The sequence below is a fragment of the Sulfitobacter sp. R18_1 genome, assembly GCF_017743915.1.
Classification (GTDB): domain Bacteria; phylum Pseudomonadota; class Alphaproteobacteria; order Rhodobacterales; family Rhodobacteraceae; genus Sulfitobacter; species Sulfitobacter faviae.
Genome location: NZ_JAGHRG010000008.1, coordinates 84,622 through 103,389 on the forward strand (window position 1 = coordinate 84,622; position 18,768 = coordinate 103,389).

The 18,768-nt window shown below is 64.2% G+C and carries 20 protein-coding genes; 12 read left to right on the forward strand and 8 right to left on the reverse strand.

All coding sequences use genetic code 11. The features are described 5' to 3' along the window. Positions 1 to 11: 11 nt before the first annotated feature. The 3 genes from trxA to J7392_RS15995 form a co-directional block, all read right to left on the reverse strand. Entirely contained in the window at positions 12 to 932 is a 921-nt protein-coding gene (gene trxA / locus J7392_RS15985) for a thioredoxin (RefSeq protein ID WP_209218464.1), read from the reverse strand. 54 nt (positions 933 to 986) lie between these two features. Continuing rightward, the gene (locus tag J7392_RS15990; RefSeq protein WP_067624394.1) at positions 987 to 1,775 is read right to left on the reverse strand and encodes an exodeoxyribonuclease III; all 789 of its coding nucleotides are present in this window, start codon (positions 1,773 to 1,775) and stop codon (positions 987 to 989) included. A gap of 243 nt (positions 1,776 to 2,018) precedes the next feature. After that, positions 2,019 to 2,705, reverse strand: a complete 687-nt coding sequence (locus tag J7392_RS15995) for a response regulator transcription factor (protein WP_067261731.1) — start codon at positions 2,703 to 2,705, stop codon at positions 2,019 to 2,021. A gap of 162 nt (positions 2,706 to 2,867) precedes the next feature. Here J7392_RS15995 and ribA point away from each other — a divergent pair, with 162 nt between their 5' ends. Together ribA and J7392_RS16005 are read left to right on the forward strand one after the other, a co-directional pair. Then, positions 2,868 to 3,959, forward strand: a complete 1,092-nt coding sequence (gene ribA, locus J7392_RS16000; protein WP_209218465.1) for a GTP cyclohydrolase II — start codon at positions 2,868 to 2,870, stop codon at positions 3,957 to 3,959. Continuing rightward, complete coding sequence (locus tag J7392_RS16005; protein ID WP_209218466.1) at positions 3,956 to 4,450, forward strand: L,D-transpeptidase family protein; 495 nt, start codon at positions 3,956 to 3,958, stop codon at positions 4,448 to 4,450. The genes ribA and J7392_RS16005 overlap by 4 nt, the downstream gene beginning before the upstream one ends. On the opposite strand, the gene J7392_RS16010 is transcribed toward J7392_RS16005, so the two are convergent. After that, entirely contained in the window at positions 4,440 to 5,093 is a 654-nt protein-coding gene (locus J7392_RS16010; protein WP_209218467.1) for a YggS family pyridoxal phosphate-dependent enzyme, read from the reverse strand. The two genes, J7392_RS16005 and J7392_RS16010, sit on opposite strands and share 11 nt — an antisense overlap. 103 nt (positions 5,094 to 5,196) lie before the next feature. After that, positions 5,197 to 6,084: a porin gene (locus J7392_RS16015; RefSeq protein WP_209218468.1), complete on the reverse strand. Its 888-nt coding sequence runs from the start codon at positions 6,082 to 6,084 to the stop codon at positions 5,197 to 5,199. 299 nt (positions 6,085 to 6,383) lie between these two features. Between J7392_RS16015 and J7392_RS16020 the strand changes: the two genes are divergently transcribed. The 5 genes from J7392_RS16020 to J7392_RS16040 all read left to right on the forward strand — a co-directional run bounded on the left by J7392_RS16020 (position 6,384) and on the right by J7392_RS16040 (position 11,602). Next, on the forward strand, positions 6,384 to 6,878 hold the full coding sequence (locus tag J7392_RS16020; protein ID WP_067261722.1) for a DUF3576 domain-containing protein: 495 nt from the start codon (positions 6,384 to 6,386) through the stop codon (positions 6,876 to 6,878). Positions 6,879 to 6,960: 82 nt separating this feature from the next. Continuing rightward, entirely contained in the window at positions 6,961 to 9,507 is a 2,547-nt protein-coding gene (gene leuS / locus J7392_RS16025; RefSeq protein WP_209218469.1) for a leucine--tRNA ligase, read from the forward strand. Next, positions 9,494 to 9,994, forward strand: coding sequence for an LPS assembly lipoprotein LptE (gene lptE, locus J7392_RS16030; RefSeq protein WP_209218470.1), 501 nt, complete (start codon positions 9,494 to 9,496; stop codon positions 9,992 to 9,994). Before leuS ends, lptE begins: the two co-directional genes overlap by 14 nt. Further along, on the forward strand, positions 9,991 to 10,989 hold the full coding sequence (gene holA, locus J7392_RS16035) for a DNA polymerase III subunit delta (RefSeq protein ID WP_209218471.1): 999 nt from the start codon (positions 9,991 to 9,993) through the stop codon (positions 10,987 to 10,989). Before lptE ends, holA begins: the two co-directional genes overlap by 4 nt. A 19-nt stretch (positions 10,990 to 11,008) precedes the next feature. Further along, positions 11,009 to 11,602, forward strand: a complete 594-nt coding sequence (locus J7392_RS16040; protein WP_209218472.1) for a glutathione S-transferase — start codon at positions 11,009 to 11,011, stop codon at positions 11,600 to 11,602. Here the strand turns inward: J7392_RS16040 and J7392_RS16045 are convergent. Then, positions 11,599 to 12,777 (reverse strand): TIGR03862 family flavoprotein, encoded by a 1,179-nt coding sequence (locus tag J7392_RS16045; RefSeq protein ID WP_209218473.1) that lies wholly within the window; start codon positions 12,775 to 12,777, stop codon positions 11,599 to 11,601. The genes J7392_RS16040 and J7392_RS16045 overlap by 4 nt on opposite strands. 100 nt (positions 12,778 to 12,877) lie before the next feature. On the opposite strand from J7392_RS16045, the gene J7392_RS16050 reads away from it, so the two are divergent. Continuing rightward, positions 12,878 to 13,204, forward strand: coding sequence for an HNH endonuclease (locus J7392_RS16050; RefSeq protein WP_209218474.1), 327 nt, complete (start codon positions 12,878 to 12,880; stop codon positions 13,202 to 13,204). On the opposite strand, the gene J7392_RS16055 is transcribed toward J7392_RS16050, so the two are convergent. Then, positions 13,201 to 13,815, reverse strand: a complete 615-nt coding sequence (locus tag J7392_RS16055; RefSeq protein ID WP_209218475.1) for an enoyl-CoA hydratase/isomerase family protein — start codon at positions 13,813 to 13,815, stop codon at positions 13,201 to 13,203. The genes J7392_RS16050 and J7392_RS16055 overlap by 4 nt on opposite strands. Beyond that, positions 13,812 to 14,561, reverse strand: coding sequence for an SDR family oxidoreductase (locus J7392_RS16060; protein WP_209218476.1), 750 nt, complete (start codon positions 14,559 to 14,561; stop codon positions 13,812 to 13,814). The genes J7392_RS16055 and J7392_RS16060 overlap by 4 nt, the downstream gene beginning before the upstream one ends. Before the next feature lie 143 nt (positions 14,562 to 14,704). Between J7392_RS16060 and J7392_RS16065 the strand changes: the two genes are divergently transcribed. The 4 genes from J7392_RS16065 to J7392_RS16080 all read left to right on the forward strand — a co-directional run bounded on the left by J7392_RS16065 (position 14,705) and on the right by J7392_RS16080 (position 18,768). Further along, positions 14,705 to 16,234: a DUF2125 domain-containing protein gene (locus J7392_RS16065; RefSeq protein WP_209218477.1), complete on the forward strand. Its 1,530-nt coding sequence runs from the start codon at positions 14,705 to 14,707 to the stop codon at positions 16,232 to 16,234. 112 nt (positions 16,235 to 16,346) lie between these two features. Further along, positions 16,347 to 17,693, forward strand: a complete 1,347-nt coding sequence (locus J7392_RS16070; RefSeq protein WP_209218478.1) for a TldD/PmbA family protein — start codon at positions 16,347 to 16,349, stop codon at positions 17,691 to 17,693. Beyond that, on the forward strand, positions 17,686 to 18,462 hold the full coding sequence (locus tag J7392_RS16075; protein WP_209218598.1) for a 3'(2'),5'-bisphosphate nucleotidase CysQ: 777 nt from the start codon (positions 17,686 to 17,688) through the stop codon (positions 18,460 to 18,462). Before J7392_RS16070 ends, J7392_RS16075 begins: the two co-directional genes overlap by 8 nt. A 63-nt stretch (positions 18,463 to 18,525) precedes the next feature. Continuing rightward, on the forward strand, positions 18,526 to 18,768 hold the full coding sequence (locus J7392_RS16080) for a DUF4170 domain-containing protein (RefSeq protein ID WP_067262181.1): 243 nt from the start codon (positions 18,526 to 18,528) through the stop codon (positions 18,766 to 18,768).

The window sequence follows — 18,768 nt, forward strand, 5'->3', positions numbered from 1 at the left end:
CGACCGACGCCTCAGGCAAATATCATTGATGACAGTTTGCGACGGCCATTCAGGACCACCGGATCATTTGGCTTAAGTGCCTCGAAAATAATGAAAAGTTGCGCCTTGGCAGCGCCTTCGTTCCACTCCCGATCGCGGCGGAAGAGCTCTAGCAGGTGGTCGACGGCAGCTTCGGCATTGTCATGGGCATAGAGCGCTTGGGCCAGATCGAACCGCGCCTGATGGTCGTCGGGGTTGGCCTCGACCTTCTCGGTCAACTCGGCCACGGGGCCGGCATCGGCGGCCTGATGTGCTAGCTGCAGCTGGGCGTGTGCGGCTTCAAGCTCGGGGGCCTTGGAGATCTCAATCGGCGCACCGTTGAGCAGGGCTTCGGCCTGATCCAATGCGCCCATGGCGATATGGGACCGGACCATGCCGCCATAGGCGGGCGCGTTCATCGGGTCTTCTTCCAAAATTGCGGCAAAGGTCTGCGCCGCATCTGTGGCGGCACCCTCGGCCAGCATCTCTTCGGCTGCGGCGACGGCATCGGCCAGCGTATCACCGGGGGCTTCGCCGCCCCCCGCCTTTACCACGCGATCGACGAATGCCTTGATCTCGGACTGCGGCAGCGCGCCTTGGAAACCGTCGACCGGCTGGCCTTTGAAAAAGGCATAGACCGTGGGGATCGACTGGATCTGCAATTGGCCCGCGATGTTCTGGGCCTCATCGACATTGACCTTCACCATCTTCACCGCGCCCTTGGCCGCGCGCACGGCGTCCTCCAACATCGGGCCCAGCGTCTTGCAGGGACCGCACCACGGCGCCCAGAAATCAACGATGACCGGCACCGTTTGCGAGGCATCGACCACATCAGCCATGAAGGTCGCCTCGGTCGTGTCCTTGATCAGGTCGGCATCCGCAGGGGCGGCGGTGGAAAGGTTCAGGTCGGTCATGCTGTTATCCTCGCTAATCGCGTTTGGCCTTATATGGACGTGCGGAGACGCGATTCAAAGGTCAAAACTGGCAAAAACCGGCGCGTGGTCGCTGGGTTTCTCCCAACCGCGCGCATCGCGGACGATATGGCTGGAGTGCCCGGCCTGCGCGATATCCGATGTGGCCCAGATATGATCGAGTCTGCGACCCTTGTCGGCGGCATCCCAATCGGCAGCGCGGTAGGACCACCAGCTATAGAGATTGCCCGCGGGCACATCTTGGCGGGTGATATCGACCCAATTGCCCGCATCCTGCACCGCGCCAAGCGCTTCGACCTCGACAGGCGTGTGGCTGACGATCTTCAACAGCTTTTTATGGTCCCAGACATCATCCTCACGCGGGGCGATGTTCAGGTCGCCCACAAGGATCGACTTCTCGGGTTTGTCGCTATGAAACCAGTCGCGCATTTCCGAGAGGTAATCGAGCTTCTGGCCAAATTTCTCATTGATCTCGCGGTTGGGTTTGTCGCCGCCTGCGGGGACGTAGAAATTGTGAATCGTGGTGCCGTTTTCCAGCTTGGCCGCGACATGGCGGGCGTGGCCCAACATGGCGAAATCCTGATCGCCCGCATCCACCAAGGGCAGCTTCGACAGGATCGCCACGCCGTTGTAGCCCTTCTGCCCACGCGCAACCATATGCGTGTATCCCGCCGCCTTGAACGCCTCGACCGGGATCTTGTCGACCGGGCTTTTGCATTCTTGAAGGCAGAGCACATCCGGCCCGTGTTCGGCCAGCAGCTTCAACACCAAAGGCTCGCGCAGACGGACAGAGTTGATGTTCCAAGTGGCGAGAGAAAAGGACATGGGGGCAGGCTCCGGTCTGGGGGTAGGCCGGCACAATAACGCGGGTGGCGCGGGGGTGCCATGGCGAAATCCGGAAAGCTCAAGCAGACAAAAAAAGGCCGGGCACTATGGCCCGGCCAGTCCAACAGGGAGGTATGTACCTTTACCCGGGTACAAAAGTCGGGCTTCAAACCGAGTGGCGGGTCATGAAAACCCCGCCTCTCAGGTATTCCAACCACGGGGGTCGGAATTGGTTCCCGGTTTTTATGCCATCAGGCGATAGCCACCAGATTCCGTCACCAGCAAACGGGCGTTCGAGGGGTCAGGCTCGATCTTCTGCCGCAGGCGGTAGATATGGGTTTCAAGCGTATGCGTCGTGACGCCTGCGTTATAGCCCCAGACCTCATGCAGCAGCACATCGCGCGGCACCACACCGTCATTGGAGCGGTAGAGGAACTTGAGGATATTGGTCTCTTTCTCGGTCAGACGCACCTTGCGGTCGTCCTCCGTCGTCAGCACCTTCATCGCGGGCTTGAACGTATAGGGCCCGAGCTGGAACACCGCATCTTCGGACTGTTCATGCTGGCGCAGCTGCGCGCGGATGCGGGCCAGAAGGACGGGGAATTTGAACGGTTTGGTGACATAGTCATTCGCCCCGGCATCAAGGCCGAGGATCGTGTCGGCATCGGTGTCATGTCCCGTCAGCATCAGGATCGGGCTTTTCACCCCCTGTTTGCGCATCAGGCGACACAGCTCGCGGCCATCGGTATCGGGCAGGCCCACGTCGAGGATGATGAGATCGTAAAGCGCCTCTTTCGCCTTGGTCATCGCCTCGGTGCCATTGGCCGCTTCGAAAACGTCGAAATCCTCGGTCATGATCAACTGCTCGCTCAGCGCTTCGCGCAGGTCATCGTCGTCATCGACAAGCAGGATTTTCTTAAGCTGGGCCATCTGTCTCTCCGTCTGTTGTCTTATACATGCGCCTTGGGCGGGGCCCGGACAAGGGATGTGACCACTGTCTCACAGCCTCGTGTCAACAAAGCGTGAAATGTTTCAATTCCTTGCGATATAACCTAGATAGACGGGGAAGCCTTTGCGGAGTTGCAACAAACCATGAGTTTCGCCCCGGACATCACCGAACAACTGGCGCGTGCGCGGGCCGATCTGCGCATGGGCGTGCCCGTGATTCTGGCGGATGCGGCGCAGGCCGCCCTCGTGCTGGCAGCAGAGACGCTGACCGCACAGCGCCTTGCGGATGTGCTGGCCTTGGGCGGTGCGCCGGTGCTGGCGATCACCGCGCGGCGGGCCGAAACGCTCAAGGCGCGGGCCTATGATGGCAATCTCGCCCGGGTGCTGCTGCCTGAGGGGGCGACACCTGCTTGGGTGCAAAGCATCGCCGATCCGGCGGATGACCTGCGCGCCCCGATGAAAGGGCCACTTCAGACCGCGCGGGGCGGCGATACGGCGGCGCATCGCGCCGCGATTGATTTGGTGAAAGCCGCCCGGATGCTGCCCGCCGCAGTGGTGCTTGATCTGCCGCAGGGGGCCGATTTCGCGCGGACGCATGGGCTGACCTTGATCGACCTTACCGCCGCCGCCCCGATCCTTGCGGAGCGCAGCGCGCTGCATCCGGTGGTGAACGCGCGCCTGCCGATGGAGGTCTCCGAGGCCGGGCGTCTGCATATCTTCCGCCCCGAGGATGGCGGCGAAGAGCATTATGCCATCGAAATCGGCCGCCCTGCCCGCGACACGCCGGTGCTTTGCCGCCTGCATTCGGCCTGTTTCACCGGCGATCTGATGGGCAGCCTGAAATGCGACTGTGGCCCACAACTGCGCGCCGCGCTGGCGCAGATGGGCGGCGAAGGGCATGGCGTGCTTTTGTACCTCAACCAAGAGGGCCGTGGCATCGGTCTTGCCAATAAGATGCGCGCCTATTCCTTGCAGGATCAGGGCTTCGACACGGTCGAGGCCAATCACCGGCTGGGGTTCGAGGATGACGAGCGCGACTTCCGCCTCGGGGCCGATATCCTGCGCTCTATGGGCTTCTCAGCCGTGCGCCTGCTGACCAACAACCCGCGCAAGGTGGGCATGATGGAGCAAAGCGGCATCGCCGTGACCGAGCGCGTCCCGCTGGCCGTGGGCGAGAACCGCCACAACAGCGCCTATCTGGCCACCAAAGCCGCGAAATCGGGGCATCTGCTATGACCCCGAACGACATGGTGCTCACGCCGACGGGGCTGCGGTTTCAGGGGCGGCGCTATGCCTGTAGCATCGGCAAGGGCGGGCTGACCGATGACAAACGCGAGGGCGATGGCGCCACGCCGCGCGGGGTGCATCGTCTGGTGGGAATGCTCTACCGGCCCGACCGCATCCCGGCGCCAAGCGCTTGGGCCCAGCCGATCGGTCCGGGCGATCTGTGGTCAGATGCCAGCGGCCAGCCCGACTACAACCATCGTGTCCGCGCGCCCTACCCCCATAGCCATGAGACCCTGCGCCGCGCCGATCCGCTTTATGATCTGGTGATCCTGACCGATTGGAACTGGCCCGATGCCACGGCAGGGCGCGGCTCTGCGATCTTCATTCACCAATGGCGGCGGCCCGGCTATCCGACCGAAGGGTGCATCGCCTTTGCACGGAGCGATCTGCATGAAATCGCCTCCCGTGTGGGTCCGGCGACGCGGCTGATTATCCGCTAACCCTTTCGCCGAAGATGGCGGAGCCGACGCGGACATGGGTGGCGCCCAGTGCGATGGCCTGCTCGAAGTCGCCGCTCATGCCCATCGACAACCAGCTCAGACCGTTGCGCGCGGCGATCTTGGCCAGCAGCGCGAAATGCAGCGACGGCGCCTCGTCCACCGGCGGGATGCACATCAGCCCCTTGATCGGCAGGTCCAGCGCGCGACACTCGGCGACAAACGCATCCGCGTCGCGGGGCATCACCCCGGCTTTCTGCTCCTCCTCGCCCGTATTCACCTGAATAAAGAGGTCGGGGCAGCGGCCCATTTCCTGCGCCAACCGCGCGATGGTCTTGGCCAGTTTGGGGCGGTCGACCGTGTGGATCGCTTCGGCCAGCTCCACCGCCTGACGGACTTTGTTGCTTTGCAAGGGGCCGATGATGTGCAGGTCGATGCCGTCAAAATCCTCGCGAAAACCGGGCCATTTGCCCGCCGCCTCTTGCACGCGGTTCTCTCCGAAAGAGCGGTGCCCCTCTTCCAAGACCGCACGCACACGCGCATCGGGCTGAACCTTGCTGACAGCGATCAGCTTGACCGACCCCACCGGGCGGCCTGCATCGGCTTCGGCTTTCGAGATGCGGTTTTGGATGTCGCTCAGACTCATTTTCGGCCCTCCATGTCAGGCGCGCAGAAAACAACAGCGGTGGGCAAAAGAAAAGGGGGCAGACCGAAAGGCCTGCCCCAATATTCACAGTATGTCGTTCAACTTAGAAGTTGAAGCGAACACCCATGTCGGCAACGGTGTCGCCGTCGAACTGCTTAACCACACCGCCGCGCAGCGAGGTGCCGCCGCCCAGGTCGTGGTTGAAGTCGATGCCGTAGCCGGTGTCTGCGCCGTCTTGGTCGCCAACATAGACTTCAACGTCTGTCGCTGCGCCAACGTCAAAGCGGCCAGCCAGGATAACGCGGTCGCCGTTTGTGCCGTTGTCAGCATAGGCCAGAGTTACGTCGGCGATGCCGAAGGAACCACCAGCTGTCGCTGTGAACTCGGTGTCGCCCGCGTTGTCGGAGTCTTGGCCACCAACTGCGAAGGTCCAGCCGCTCCATGTGTAAGCAACGTAGCCTGCAACACGGTCGCTTACGTCAGAAGCCGAAACGTGCACTGCCAGGTCACCAGCGGAGTACAGAACTTCAACACCGTTCAGAGCGCCGTCACCAGTGGAGGTGTATGCGTCGCCGTTGCCGTCGAATGCGGTGTAGTCATAACCCAGACCGGTCAGACCCATATCGACGGGGTACTGACCCGGCATGGATTCCAGAGCACCGAAGATGTTGCCAACGCCGACTTCGAAGCCGCCGGAGCGTGCGAAGTAACGAACGCCGTTGAAGTCTGCGCCTGCACCGTTGGTGGTGCCGTTGCCGTCAGCTTGGATACGTGCACGTGCACCGAAGACAACGCCTGCATCGGATTCAGCAGTCGCGTCGATCTGGAGACGCATACGCGATGTCAGGTCTGTGGAGCTGTCCAGCAGAGGGTTGGAGTCGTTGTCGTTGTACATGATGCCGAAACGGCCGTAGCCGCCGAATGTCACGTCTGCTGCTGCTACACCGGCGGTCGCAACCAGGGCTGTTGTAGCGAAGAGAACTTTTTTCATGAGTTTTCCCTCGGTTTGAATTCATATGCCCAGACCGGGGAATCCGGTAAGGGTATGCAGGCTGTTTGCCCCCAATCCCCTGCACTTGGCAAGGTTCACGGCCTCCCCACCCGCAATGTCGCCGGGGCTGGTGCAGCTATGCCACAGTTCCTTCACCCTAGGGCCGCGCCTTCACCCTAGGGCCGCGCCTTTGCCTATGGCGGCGCCCGATGCCGCGCAGCGCGCTCCTATGACATAGACCTTGCCGATAAGGGCCTGCTTGGATAGACCGGAGCGCAAACAGGCAAAGGAAAGCTGCAATGGCCCTTCGTACCGCTTGCAAGATGGCAATCTCCGTTCTGGCGCTCAGCGCGCTGACCGCCTGTGGCGGGAGCTTTGGCAGCCCGGCCACAGATCGGCCGGATCAATACACCAATCCGAACAACCCGAATAACATTGAGACCAATCCCGACAATACGATCTGGTCGATCTTCAACCGCAAGAACACCGACACCAGCGTTTCGGTGAACAAATACCTCTGGTCGGCCTCGCTCGAAGTGCTGAACTTCCTGCCTGTGCAATCGGTCGATCCTTTCACCGGGGTGATCGTCACAGGCTATGGCACCCCGCCGGGCGGCGGCCGCGCCTATCGCGCGACCGTTCTGATCGACGATCCGGCGCTTGATGCACGCTCGCTCAATGTGGCGCTGCAATCTTCGGGCGGCCAGCCCGTGGCACGGGCCACCACCCGCGCGGTCGAGGATGCGATCCTCAGCCGGGCGCGGGAGATGCGCGTGTCCGACAGCAAATTCTGAGCCCGCTTAACTCAACACGTTTCCAACGCCGGGCCTTGTGAAAGCAGCAGCCCGGCGTTTTTCATGTCATAAGGTCCCCGTCATGCCCCGCTATACCCCCGCCGAGATCGAAGCCCGCTGGCAGCAAGCCTGGGAAAAGGATGGCGTCTTTCAGGCCGTTCGCAACGCCGACAAGCCGAAATACTATGTGCTTGAGATGTTCCCCTACCCGTCGGGCCGCATCCACATGGGCCATGTGCGCAACTACACGATGGGCGACGTGATCGCGCGCTACAAGATCGCAACAGGGCATAACGTGCTGCACCCGATGGGCTGGGACGCCTTTGGCATGCCCGCCGAGAACGCCGCCATGGCCATCGGCGGCCACCCGGCGGATTGGACCTATGACAACATCGCCGAGATGAAAAAGCAGATGAAGCCTCTCGGCCTGTCGATTGACTGGAGCCGCGAGATCGCCACCTGCCACCCCGGCTACTACGGCCGGCAGCAGGCGCTGTTTCTGGACTTCCTCGAGAAGGGTCTGGTCTACCGCAAGAACGCCGTGGTGAACTGGGACCCGGTCGACATGACCGTGCTCGCCAACGAGCAGGTCGAGAACGGCTGCGGCTGGCGCTCGGGCGCGCCGGTGGAGCGGCGCGAGCTGACGCAGTGGTTCTTCAAGATCTCCGACCACTCCGAAGAACTGCTCTCGGCACTCGACAGCCTCGACAACTGGCCCGCCAAGGTAAAGCTGATGCAGGCCAACTGGATCGGCAAATCGCGCGGGCTGCAATTTGCCTTCTCGACAATCGAAGCGCCCGAGGGCTTTGACCGGATCGAGGTCTATACCACCCGCCCCGACACGCTGCTGGGCGCTTCCTTCGTCGGCATCTCGCCCGACCATCCGCTCGCCAAGACTCTGGAGCGGGACGACGAAGCCGTGGCCGCTTTCTGCGCCGAATGCCGCAAGGGCGGCACCACCGAGGAGGCCATTGAGACCGCCGAGAAGCTCGGCATGGACACTGGCATCCGCGTCCGCCACCCCTTCGACACGGCCCATGAACTGCCCGTCTATATCGCAAACTTCATCTTGATGGACTATGGCACCGGCGCGATCTTCGGTTGCCCGGGCCATGACCCGCGCGACTTCGAGTTCGCCACGAAATACGACCTGCCGATCACCTCGACCTTCCTGCCGTCTGAGGATGCCTCGCCCGAGCTGGACGCCGCTTTCGTCCCGCCGAAGACCGAAAAAGTGTTCTACAACCGGGGTTTCGCGGGCGACCAGTGGCAGACCGGCGAAGAGGGCGTCGACGCCGCCATCGCCTTTTGCGAAGACAATGGCATCGGCCATGGCGTCACAAAATACCGCCTGCGCGACTGGGGCCTGTCGCGCCAGCGCTACTGGGGCTGCCCGATTCCGGTGGTGCATTGCGACGACTGCGGCGTGGTGCCGGAAAAGAAAGAGAACCTGCCGATCGAGCTTCCTTACGACGTCAGCTTCGACACGCCGGGCAACCCGCTGGACCGGCACCCGACATGGCGCAACTGCGCCTGTCCTGCCTGTGGCAAGGACGCCCTGCGCGAGACCGACACGATGGACACTTTCGTGGATAGCTCGTGGTACTACGCCCGCTTCACCGCGCCCCGTGCCGACACGCCCACGGACCTCGAAGAAGCCGCCTATTGGATGAACGTCGATCAATATATCGGCGGCATCGAGCACGCGATTCTGCACCTGCTTTATGCCCGCTTCTTTGCGCGCGCCATGCAGATCACCGGCCACCTGCCCGAAGGGGCGGCCGAGCCTTTCGACGCGCTCTTTACCCAAGGCATGGTGACGCATGAGATCTACCAGACCCGCGACGCCAATGGCCGCCCGGTCTACCACCTGCCCGAGGAGGTGACCGAGGGCAAACTCAGCGACGGCACCGAGGTTGAGATCATCCCTTCCGCCAAGATGTCGAAGTCCAAGAAGAACGTCGTCGACCCGCTGCACATCATCTCGAACTACGGCGCCGATACCGCGCGTTGGTTCGTGCTGAGCGATTCGCCCCCCGAGCGGGACGTGGAATGGACCGCCTCCGGCGCGGAAGCCGCCTATAAACACCTCTCGCGCGTGTGGAACATCTGTGACCGCGTGGCCAAGATGGACCGCGAGGCGGCGGGCTCGGGCGACGACGAGTTGCTGCGCGCCCTGCATAAGACGATTCATGACGTGACCATGGGCATCGAATCCTTTGGCTTTAACGCCGCGATTGCCAAGCTCTATGCCTTCACCGCGACCTTGCAGAAGTCCAAGGCCGGCTATGCCGCGCAGCGCGAAGCGATCATGACTCTGGCGCAGCTGATGTCGCCGATGACCCCGCACCTGTCGGAAGACATTTGGGCGCATCAGGGCGGCGAAGGGCTGATCGCCAAGGCCCCATGGCCCAAAGCGGATGAGAAGATGCTGGTCGACGACACCGTGACCCTGCCGATCCAGATCAACGGCAAACGCCGGGCGGAAATCCAAGTGCCCGCCGATATGCCGAAGGAAGAGGTTGAAAAAACCGCGCTGGCGCATGAAGCTGTCATTCGAACGCTGGACGGGGCCACGCCGAAGAAGGTCATCGTCGTGCCCGGACGGATTGTGAATGTCGTTGCCTAAGCCCGCCCATATGCGCCGCCGCTTCCTGCTGGCCCTGCCCCTGCTGGCGCTCGCCGCCTGCGGGTTCGAGCCGGTCTATGGCCCCCGCGGCGCGGGCACGGCCCTGCAAAACCGCGTGCTGGTGGACGCGCCGGAAGACCGCTTTGGCTATTTTCTGGTGCGCGAGGTGGAAAGCCGCCTTGGCCGCGCGGCCACCCCCCGCTGGGGGCTGGCGCTGACCACCACCACGGTCGAAGACGGGCTGGCCATCGATAGCGAAGGCAACACACGGCGCTACAACCTTGTCGGCACCACCGCCTATGCGCTGCGTGACCTCGACAGCGGGCAGATCGTGACCTCGGGCAAGGTCGAAAGCTTCACCGGCTATTCCGCCACCGGCACCACCGTGGCCACCCGCGCGGCGGAACTGGACGCGCAGGAACGTCTGATGACCATCCTCGCGGACCTCGTGATTAGCCGCCTTTATGCGGCTGACCTGCCCCAATGAAACTGACCCCGCGCGAGGCGAAACCCTATTTCGCGCGGCCCGATCCCGCGCGCACGGGGCTGTTGATCTATGGCAGCGACGCGATGCGCGTGGCACTGAAACGGCAGGAATTCCTGAAAAACCTGCTCGGCCCCAATGCCGAAGAGGAAATGCGCCTCAGCCGGATGCCTGCAGGCGAATTGCGCCGCGATCCGGCGATGCTGCTGGATGCGATCAAGGCGGTCGGTTTCTTCCCCGGCCCGCGTGCCGCGCTGGTGGAAGAGGCGAATGACAATATCGCGAAAATCCTGCTCGACGCGCTGAAGGAATGGCAGCCGGGCGATGCGCAGATCGTGGTCACCGGCGGCGATCTCAAGAAAACCTCGAAGGTGCTGAAGGCCTTTGAGAGCCACCCCAACGCCTTTGCCACCGCGATCTACGACAACCCGCCCGACCGGGCCGAGATCGAGCAGATGCTGAAGGACGCGAAGCTCACGCCTGAGGCCGACGCCATGGCGGCCCTGACCGATCTGGCCCGCACCCTCGACCCCGGCGATTTCCGCCAAACGCTAGAAAAGATCACGCTCTACAAACTGGGCGACAGCGCCCCCATCGGGCTGGAAGACATCGCCGCTTGCGCCCCCACCTCGACCGAGGCCGAGGTCGACGACATCCTGCATGTCGTGGCCGAGACCCGCGCCGCCGAAATCGGCCCGGTGATGAGCAAGCTGCAAGGCCAAGGCGTGAACCCGGTGACCCTGACCATCATGGCCACCCGGCATTTCCGCACCCTCTACCGCATCGCCGCCAACCCCGGCGCGCCGATCTACGGCGTGCGCGACCGCGACCGTGCGATGCGACAGGCGCGCAACTGGGGCGCGGTAAAGCTGGAAACCGCGCTGGCGGTGCTGACCGAGACCGACCTTAAGCTGCGCTCCGCAGGCCAGCACGCCCCGGCGTTGGCGCTGGTCGAACGGGCCTTTATCCGTCTGGCAATGCTGGGCGCACAACGTTGATTTTGGGAGAGGAAATTTAATGTATACAGTCATCGGCGGCACCAAGACCCGCGCGTTTCGCGTTATGTGGATGCTCGAAGAATTGGGCCAGCCCTACGATTTGAACCCCGCAGCACCCCGCTCGGACGAGGCGCGCAAATTCAACCCTTCGGGCAAGATCCCGGCGCTTGTGGACGGCGATGAGGTGCTGACCGATTCCGTTGCCATCATGACCTATCTCGCCGACAAACACGGCGCGCTCACCGCCCCCGCCGGAACGCCCGCGCGGGCGCGGCAGGACGCGATGACCTTTTGGCTGATCGACGAATTCGACGCGGTGCTCTGGGCCGCGGCAAAGCACAGTTTCGTCTTTCCCGAAGAGGCCCGCGTGCCCGCCATCAAGGACAGCCTGAAGGCCGAGTTCGAGCGTGCCGCCAGCACCCTGTCCGACCGGCTTGAAGGGCCTTTCCTGATGGGCGATCAGATCACCCTGCCCGACCTTTTGGCGGTGCATTGCATCAACTGGTCGATCGGCGCAAAATTCCCGCGTGTGGATGACAAACTGAACCTCTGGGCGAAATCCCTGCGTGAACGCCCGGCTTTCGTCGCCGCGATGACCAAGGAAGACGGTTAACCCCGCGCCCATTCCACAGCATGGCGGCCTGCCCAATGGCCGGTCGCCAGACAGCCGTTGATCAGATAGCCGCCCGTGGGCGCTTCCCAATCCAGCATTTCCCCTGCGGCAAAGACGCCCGGCAGCGCACGCAGCATCAGCCCCGCGTCCAGCGCGTCGAGCGCTATCCCCCCCGCCGTCGAAATCGCCTCATCCATCGGGCGCAGCCCGGCGTGGGCGATGGGCAGGCCTTTCAGCAAGGCGGCCAGCGCCTCGGCCTCCTGCGGCAGCGGGCGGGCCATCTCTTGCAGCAGCGCGATCTGGGCGGGGCTCAGCTTCAGCCGTTTGCGCAGATGGTTGGCCTGACTGTCCTTGCCGCGCGGCTTTGCCAAACGCGCTGCCACCTCATGGGGCCGCAAGTCCGGCAGCAGATCAAACGTCAGCCCCTGCCCCTCGCGCAGCCCGCGCGAGACGCTGTAGATGCCGCCCCCCTCCAGACCGCGGGCCGAGATCACCGCCTCCCCGCGCGAGCGGTAGGGGCCCGCGCGCCACGCCACCCCTTTCAGCGCCGCGCCGAAATGGCGGGTCATATGCGGCGACCAATCGACCAGCAGGCCGACATTGGCCGGGGCGAAATCGCGCAGGGCCACGCCGCGCTCGGCCAGCAGGGGCGCCCATGCCCCCGTCGCGCCAAGCCGCCGCCAACTTGCACCGCCAAGGGCCAGTACCGTCACATCGGCCTCGACCACTTCCCGCCCGCCGGGCGTATCGAAAACAAAGGCATCCCCGTCCCAGCCCTGCCATTGCCAGCGGGTGTTGATCGTCACCCCGCATTCCGCCAGCCGCGCAAGCCAAGCCCGCAGCAGCGGAGAGGCTTTCATCGCACGGGGGAAAACCCGCCCCGTCGAGCCGGTAAAGACCTCTTGCCCCAGCCCTTCGGCCCAGTCCTGCACCGCTTGGGCATCGAAGGCTTCCAGCATCGGGCGCAAGGCGGTCTGCGCCTCTTCATAGGCGGCGAGAAAGGGCGCGAAAGGTTCGGACTTGGTCAGGTTCAGCCCAGATTTGCCCGCCATCAAGAACTTGCGCCCGACCGAGGGCTTCGCCTCGCAAAGCGTGACCGACAGCCCCGCCTGCGCCATGACTTCGGCCGCCATCAGCCCTGCGGGGCCGCCCCCGATGACCAAGGCGCGGGTCACGCGGCGCGCCCTTCGGTCTGGTTGTCTGACGGGGAAGCCATTGGCCTGTCCTTGCCTTGGGGAGGATTTGACACATCCTCTTGCCTGCCGTGGCCCTGCAATGCAAGCGAAAGGGAGGACCGTGACCGAAGGCGAGGACTTGCCAGATTGCCCGCTCTGCCAACGCCCCATCCCTCGGGATGTGCCGCAGAGCCTGCATCACCTGATCCCCAAGCTGCGCGGCGGCAAGGGGGGGCCGACGGTGCTGATGCACCACATTTGCCACCGCGAGGTGCACGCCGCCCTGACCGAGACCGAACTGGCGCGGCACTACAACACGCCCGAAGCACTGCGCAGCCATCCGAGGCTAGCCAAATTCGCCGCATGGGTGGCGAAACGCCCGCCCGGTTTTCGTTCCAAAGTGCCGGGTGGCACGCGCAAACGTTAGGCGGGGCCGCACATCCGTTTGATTTCCTGCGCGATGTCCGGGCTGGCTGCCACTGTGTCGGCGGCCAGCGCCTGCGCGTGATCTTGCACCTCCTCCGCCGCGACGATGCGGTCGATCAGGCCAAAACGCAGCGCCTCCTCCGCCGTGATCTTCTGCCCGCCCATCAGCAAAAGCTTGGTCCGCGCAGGGCCAATCAGCGCCGCCATCCGCGCCGGGTCCGAGGGCTGCGGAAGAAACCCGAGCTTCATCACCGGATAGAAGAATTTCGCCCCCGGCACCGCGATGCGCAGATCGCAGGCCAGCGCCATGCCCATCGCGCCGCCCGCCAACGTGCCGTTGAGCGCGGCAATGCTCAGCCCCGGCAAGGCCGCCACTGCGCCTGAAAGACGCTCCCAAACATCCGATTTCGCCAGCCCCGCGCGGGCTTCGTCAAGATCGGCCCCCGCGCTGAACACCTTGCCGCGCCCGGTCAGGATCACCGCGCGGGCGGCCTGTGCACCCTCCATGATATCGGCCAGTTCGACCAGCATGGCATGGGTCAGGGAATTGGCCTTGTCGGGGCGGTTGATCGTGACGGTCCAGATGTCGCCTGCGCGGTCAAGCTCGATCATATCAGGCCCACCGCCTTGCGGATGCCCTCATCCCGCAGGGAAATCTCATCGCCCAAGAAACGATCCGCCTCGGGGCCGCACATCCACAGCAGCGTGCGCGCGGGCCAATCGGCGGGGATATGCACGTCCCAGTCAAGCTGGCTGACCGGGTTCACGCCGCTGTCTTTGATGTCGCGCTGCATGTCGGTGGCCACGGTGCCCGGCGACAGACCGATGGCGCGGATGCCGTTGCCGCCCTCTTCGTGGTGCAAACACTGGGTCAGCATATTCGCCGCCGCCTTGGAGGCGCAGTAGTGGCTCCATGCCTCCACCGGGTTGTGCGCGGCCCCCGAAGAGATCGTCAGCACCGTGCCGTTGCCGTTTTCCTTCATCAGTGGCAGAGCCGCGCGCATGCCGTGAAAGACGCCCGTCACGTTAATGTTGATCGCCTTGGCCCAATCCGCCGGATCGGCCTCCGCCATGGGCGAGATCGGATCGATCACGCCTGCATTGTTGATCAGCACATCCAGCCCGCCAAACGCCCGGCGCGTGGTCTCAACCGCCGAGGTCATCTCGTTATAGCGGGTCACATCGCAGGGGATGGCGATGGCGCGATTGCCCAACTCTCCGGCCAATTCGGCGATGGCATCCTGACTGCGCGCCAACAGGGCGACATTGGCGCCTGCCTCGGCGAAAACCCGCGCGGCGGCGGCGCCGATGCCCCGGCTGGCACCGGTAATCATGATCGTCTTGCCTGTCATGTCCATGGGGTGATCCTTCCGCTAATTTTGTACATTGCTTGGAGGCTGTGGTAATCTGCCGATCAACCCGGGTCCAGCCTCGCGTCGCTTGACCCTGCGCGGGGATTGGCAGACCCTATGCACAACTCATTGCCGAAAAGGAATTTCCTATGTCTCGCATCCCCACAGCGTCGCTGCTTCTCGCCCTGCCGGTTACGCTGGCCTCGACGCCCCTCTGGGCCGACCTAACCCCTGCCGAAGTCTGGGGCGATTGGCGCCAGTATATGCAGAGCATGGGCTATCAGGTTGAGGCGAGCGAAGCCTTTGACGGCGCGGACCTAACCGTCGGCGATGTGACCCTGAAGATGGACATGGCCGAAGAGGGTGGCGATTTTTCCCTGTCGCTCGGCACGCTGCGTTTCGAGCCGGAAGGTGACGGCGCGGTCAATATCCGCATGCCCAATGTCATGCCGATGACGATCAACGTCGCGCCCGAAACACCCGAGGATGAACCGGTGTCGATGGTGTTGAACTACGCCCAGACCGCCCCGGTGATGCGCGCCAGCGGCAGCGCGGAGGCCCTGCAGTATGACTATGCCGCCGACAGCATTTCGCTCACGCTGGCCGGGCTCAAGGTGGGCGAGCAAAGCTATACCGAGGAGGAAGCCACGTTCACCCTGATCGGCACCGGCGTCAGCAGCCGGACCGAGATGACCGGGACCGAGACGCGCCGCTATGACCAATCGGGCCGCATCGACAGCCTGCAATATGACGTGGTGATGAAAACCCCTGAAGACCCGGCCCGCGTTGCCGTGACGGGCGGGGTCGATCAGGTGGTCTTTGACGGCAGCGGCTCCTTGCCGATGATCGACGCAGGCGCCGACGTGGCCGCGATGATGCGCGAAGGTCTTGCCTTCGACGGCAGCTTTACCGCAGGCGCGGGCCGCACCGACATGCAGGTTTCCGACCCCGAGAATGGGGAGTTTCAACTGATCTCAAGCTCGACCGGGGCAAAACTCGGCGTGGCCATGGGGCCGGAGGGGCTTTCCTATGACGGCGGCCAGCAGGACATCGAGGTCAGCGTCACCGCCGCCGACATGCCCTTCCCGATCCAGTTCAGCATGGCAGAGAGCGCCTTTAACCTCAAAATGCCGGTGTTGAAGTCCGAAGAGCCGCAGGATTTCGCCTTTGGCGTCACGCTCGACCGTTTTGAGATGTCGGACATGATCTGGGGCATCTTCGATCCCACCGGCCAATTGCCCCGCGACCCGGCGACCTTGGTCGTGGACCTGTCGGGCAAGGCCAAACTGCTGTTCGAACTGATGGACCCCGAAGTCACCGCCACCATGGGCGATGAGGCACCGGGCGAGATTCACGCGCTGAACGTGAACGAAGTGTCGCTGGACGTGGCCGGGGCCGAGTTCGACGCCTCGGGCGCGATCACCTTTGACAATGACGATATGCAAACCGTGCCCGACATGCCGAAACCCGTGGGCGCGCTGGACCTGTCGCTGGTCGGCGGCGTGGCCCTGCTCGACAAATTGGTGGCGATGGGCCTCGTGCCGCAGGAGCAGGCGATGGGCGCGCGGATGATGATGGGCCTCTTCACCGTACCGGGCGAGGGCGAAGATTCCCTGACCTCCAGAATTGAGTTCACCGAAGAGGGCGGCATCCTCGCCAACGGTCAGCAGATCAAATAACCGGCGGCGCGGCCCTGCGCCGCGCCTGCCCTATCTGGGAAAATAGAGCCCAGCCCTTGCCCCCCGCGGGGCGGGGGATTACCCCTTTTCCAACCCCAAAAGGAGCCAGACCATGCCAGACGCCCTTGATGCATTGACCAAGTCCCTCCTTCATGCGGCCACCAAGGCCGGGGCGGATGCGGCCGATGCCATGGCGATCACGGCAAGCTCCGTCTCAATCGAAGTGCGCGGCGGGGCGCTGGAACAGGCCGAACGCTCCGAAGGGACGGACATCGGGCTGCGGGTCTTCGTCGGCCAGCGCTCGGCCAATGTCTCGGCCTCCGACACGTCATCGCGCACGATCGAAGAGATGGCCGAACGCGCCGTCGCCATGGCCCGAGAAGCGCCCGAAGACCCCTATTCCGGGCTGGCCGACCCCGATCAACTCTCACCCCGCCGCGATGCCGAAGGGCTGGAGCTTTGCGACCCCACGCCCGAACCCTCCCCCGAAGCCCTGCAAGAGGACGCCGCCCGCGCCGAAGCCGCCGCGCTGGCCGTCAGAGGGGTCAGCCAAGTGCAATCGGCGGGCGCGGGCTATGGCGCCCAAGAGATTTACCTCGCCGCGACAAACGGGTTCGAGGGCGGCTATGCCCGCAGCGAACGCGGGCTGTCCTGTGTCGCCATCGCGGGCAGCGGCACCGGGATGGAGCGGGACTACGACGGCGACAGCCGCATCTTTCAGGCCGATCTGCGCGACGCGCAGGAGATCGGCACCCGCGCGGGCGAACGCGCGCTGGCGCGGCTCGACGCCCGCAAGCCCCCCACCGGCAGCTACCCGGTGCTGTTTGACGAACGTATCGCCGCCTCGCTAATCGGGCACCTGCTGGGGGCGATCAACGGTCAGGCGATTGCGCGCGGCGCGTCCTTCCTGCGCGATGCCAAGGGCGAACAGGTGCTGCCCGAAGCCCTGTCCCTGATCGAAGACCCGACCCGCATCCGCGCCACCGGCTCGCGCCCCTTTGACGCCGAAGGGCTGCCGACCCAGCGGCGGGCCATCGTCGAAAAGGGCATCTTACAAGATTGGACGCTCGACCTCGCCACCGCCCGCAAGCTGGAACTCAGCCCCACCGGAAACGCCGCGCGCGGCCCCGGCTCGGGCCCGCAGCCGTCGAATTGGAACATTGCGCTGACCCAAGGCGAGGCCAGCCGCGACGATCTGATTGCCGAGATGGGCACGGGGCTATTGGTGACCTCCATGATCGGCAGCACGATCAACCCCAACACGGGCGACTATTCGCGCGGCGCCTCTGGCCTCTGGGTCGAGAATGGCGAGATCACCCATGCGATCAACGAATGCACCATCGCGGGCAACCTGCGCGACATGCTGCGGGCGATGATCCCCGCCAATGACGCGCGCAGGCATCTTAGCCGCGTCGTGCCTTCGCTGCTTGTGCCGGGAATGACCCTTGCCGGTGCCTGAGGACGATCTCACCCTCCTGATCGACGCCGCCCGCAAGGCGGGTGCCGTGGCGCGCGGCTTTGTCGGGGCCACGGCGAAACGTTGGGACAAGCCCGATAACGCAGGCCCGGTGACCGAAGCCGATCTGGCGGTGAACGATCTGCTGCTGTCGGAGTTGCGCAGGGCGCGGCCCGACTATGGCTGGCTGTCTGAGGAGACGGAGGACAATACCGACCGGCTGGGGCATGAGCGGGTGTTCATCATCGACCCGATCGACGGCACCCGCAGCTTTGTCGAAGGGTCCGACACATGGGCGCATTCGCTGGCGGTGGCCGAGGGTGGCGCGGTGACGGCGGCGGTGGTCTATCTGCCGATGCGCGACATGCTCTATGCCGCGCACCGGGGCGGCGGGGCCACGTTGAACGGCGCGCCGATCCGCACCTCCGAGGTGGGCAGGCTGGCCGAGGCGACCGTGCTTGCCGCGCGGCCCGCGCTGGTGGCCGAACGCTGGCACGGCGGCGCGGCACCGGTGTTCAAACGCAGCTACCGCCCCTCGCTGGCCTACCGTATGGCGCTGGTGGCCGATGCTTCTTTCGACGCGATGATCACCCTGCGCCGCACATGGGAATGGGACATCGCCGCAGGCACGTTGATCGTGGCCGAGGCGGGCGGCAGTTGCACCACCGCCACGGACGCACCGCTCAGGTTCAACAACCGCGACCCGCGTGTCGATGGCATCGTGGCGGGTGGCCCATCGGTGCAGCGTGCGCTGATCGACGCCCTTGCGTGACCGGCCTCATCTGCTAGGCACTATGCGCAGCACCGCAGCTTTGACAGATCAAAGGACAGCTCCATGACCCAACGCCTGCACCTTGTTTTCGGTGGCGAACTTGTCGATCCCACCAAGAACGCGTTCAAGAATGTCGACGACATCCACATCGTCGGGATCTTCCCCAACTATGCCAGCGCCTATGACGCATGGAAATCCGAAGCGCATCGTACCGTCGATAACGCGCATATGCGCTATTACATCGCCCATCTGCACCGCCTGCGCGACGAAGAGACATCGGCCTCGCCCACCGAAGAGCTGGAATAA

Excerpts from the sequence above, each read along its gene's own strand:
- lptE (WP_209218470.1), top strand. The coding sequence starts at position 9,494 with ATGTCGTTGCCTAAGCCCGCCCATATGCGCCGCCGCTTCCTGCTGGCC.
- J7392_RS16060 (WP_209218476.1), bottom strand. The coding sequence starts at position 14,561 with ATGGACATGACAGGCAAGACGATCATGATTACCGGTGCCAGCCGGGGC.
- J7392_RS16010 (WP_209218467.1), bottom strand. The coding sequence starts at position 5,093 with ATGAGTCTGAGCGACATCCAAAACCGCATCTCGAAAGCCGAAGCCGAT.
- J7392_RS16055 (WP_209218475.1), bottom strand. The coding sequence starts at position 13,815 with ATGATCGAGCTTGACCGCGCAGGCGACATCTGGACCGTCACGATCAAC.
- leuS (WP_209218469.1), top strand. The coding sequence starts at position 6,961 with ATGCCCCGCTATACCCCCGCCGAGATCGAAGCCCGCTGGCAGCAAGCC.
- J7392_RS16020 (WP_067261722.1), top strand. The coding sequence starts at position 6,384 with ATGGCCCTTCGTACCGCTTGCAAGATGGCAATCTCCGTTCTGGCGCTC.
- J7392_RS15995 (WP_067261731.1), bottom strand. The coding sequence starts at position 2,705 with ATGGCCCAGCTTAAGAAAATCCTGCTTGTCGATGACGACGATGACCTG.
- holA (WP_209218471.1), top strand. The coding sequence starts at position 9,991 with ATGAAACTGACCCCGCGCGAGGCGAAACCCTATTTCGCGCGGCCCGAT.
- J7392_RS16005 (WP_209218466.1), top strand. The coding sequence starts at position 3,956 with ATGACCCCGAACGACATGGTGCTCACGCCGACGGGGCTGCGGTTTCAG.
- J7392_RS15990 (WP_067624394.1), bottom strand. The coding sequence starts at position 1,775 with ATGTCCTTTTCTCTCGCCACTTGGAACATCAACTCTGTCCGTCTGCGC.
- J7392_RS16015 (WP_209218468.1), bottom strand. The coding sequence starts at position 6,084 with ATGAAAAAAGTTCTCTTCGCTACAACAGCCCTGGTTGCGACCGCCGGT.
- J7392_RS16050 (WP_209218474.1), top strand. The coding sequence starts at position 12,878 with ATGCAAGCGAAAGGGAGGACCGTGACCGAAGGCGAGGACTTGCCAGAT.
- J7392_RS16070 (WP_209218478.1), top strand. The coding sequence starts at position 16,347 with ATGCCAGACGCCCTTGATGCATTGACCAAGTCCCTCCTTCATGCGGCC.
- J7392_RS16080 (WP_067262181.1), top strand. The coding sequence starts at position 18,526 with ATGACCCAACGCCTGCACCTTGTTTTCGGTGGCGAACTTGTCGATCCC.
- ribA (WP_209218465.1), top strand. The coding sequence starts at position 2,868 with ATGAGTTTCGCCCCGGACATCACCGAACAACTGGCGCGTGCGCGGGCC.
- trxA (WP_209218464.1), bottom strand. The coding sequence starts at position 932 with ATGACCGACCTGAACCTTTCCACCGCCGCCCCTGCGGATGCCGACCTG.
- J7392_RS16040 (WP_209218472.1), top strand. The coding sequence starts at position 11,009 with ATGTATACAGTCATCGGCGGCACCAAGACCCGCGCGTTTCGCGTTATG.
- J7392_RS16065 (WP_209218477.1), top strand. The coding sequence starts at position 14,705 with ATGTCTCGCATCCCCACAGCGTCGCTGCTTCTCGCCCTGCCGGTTACG.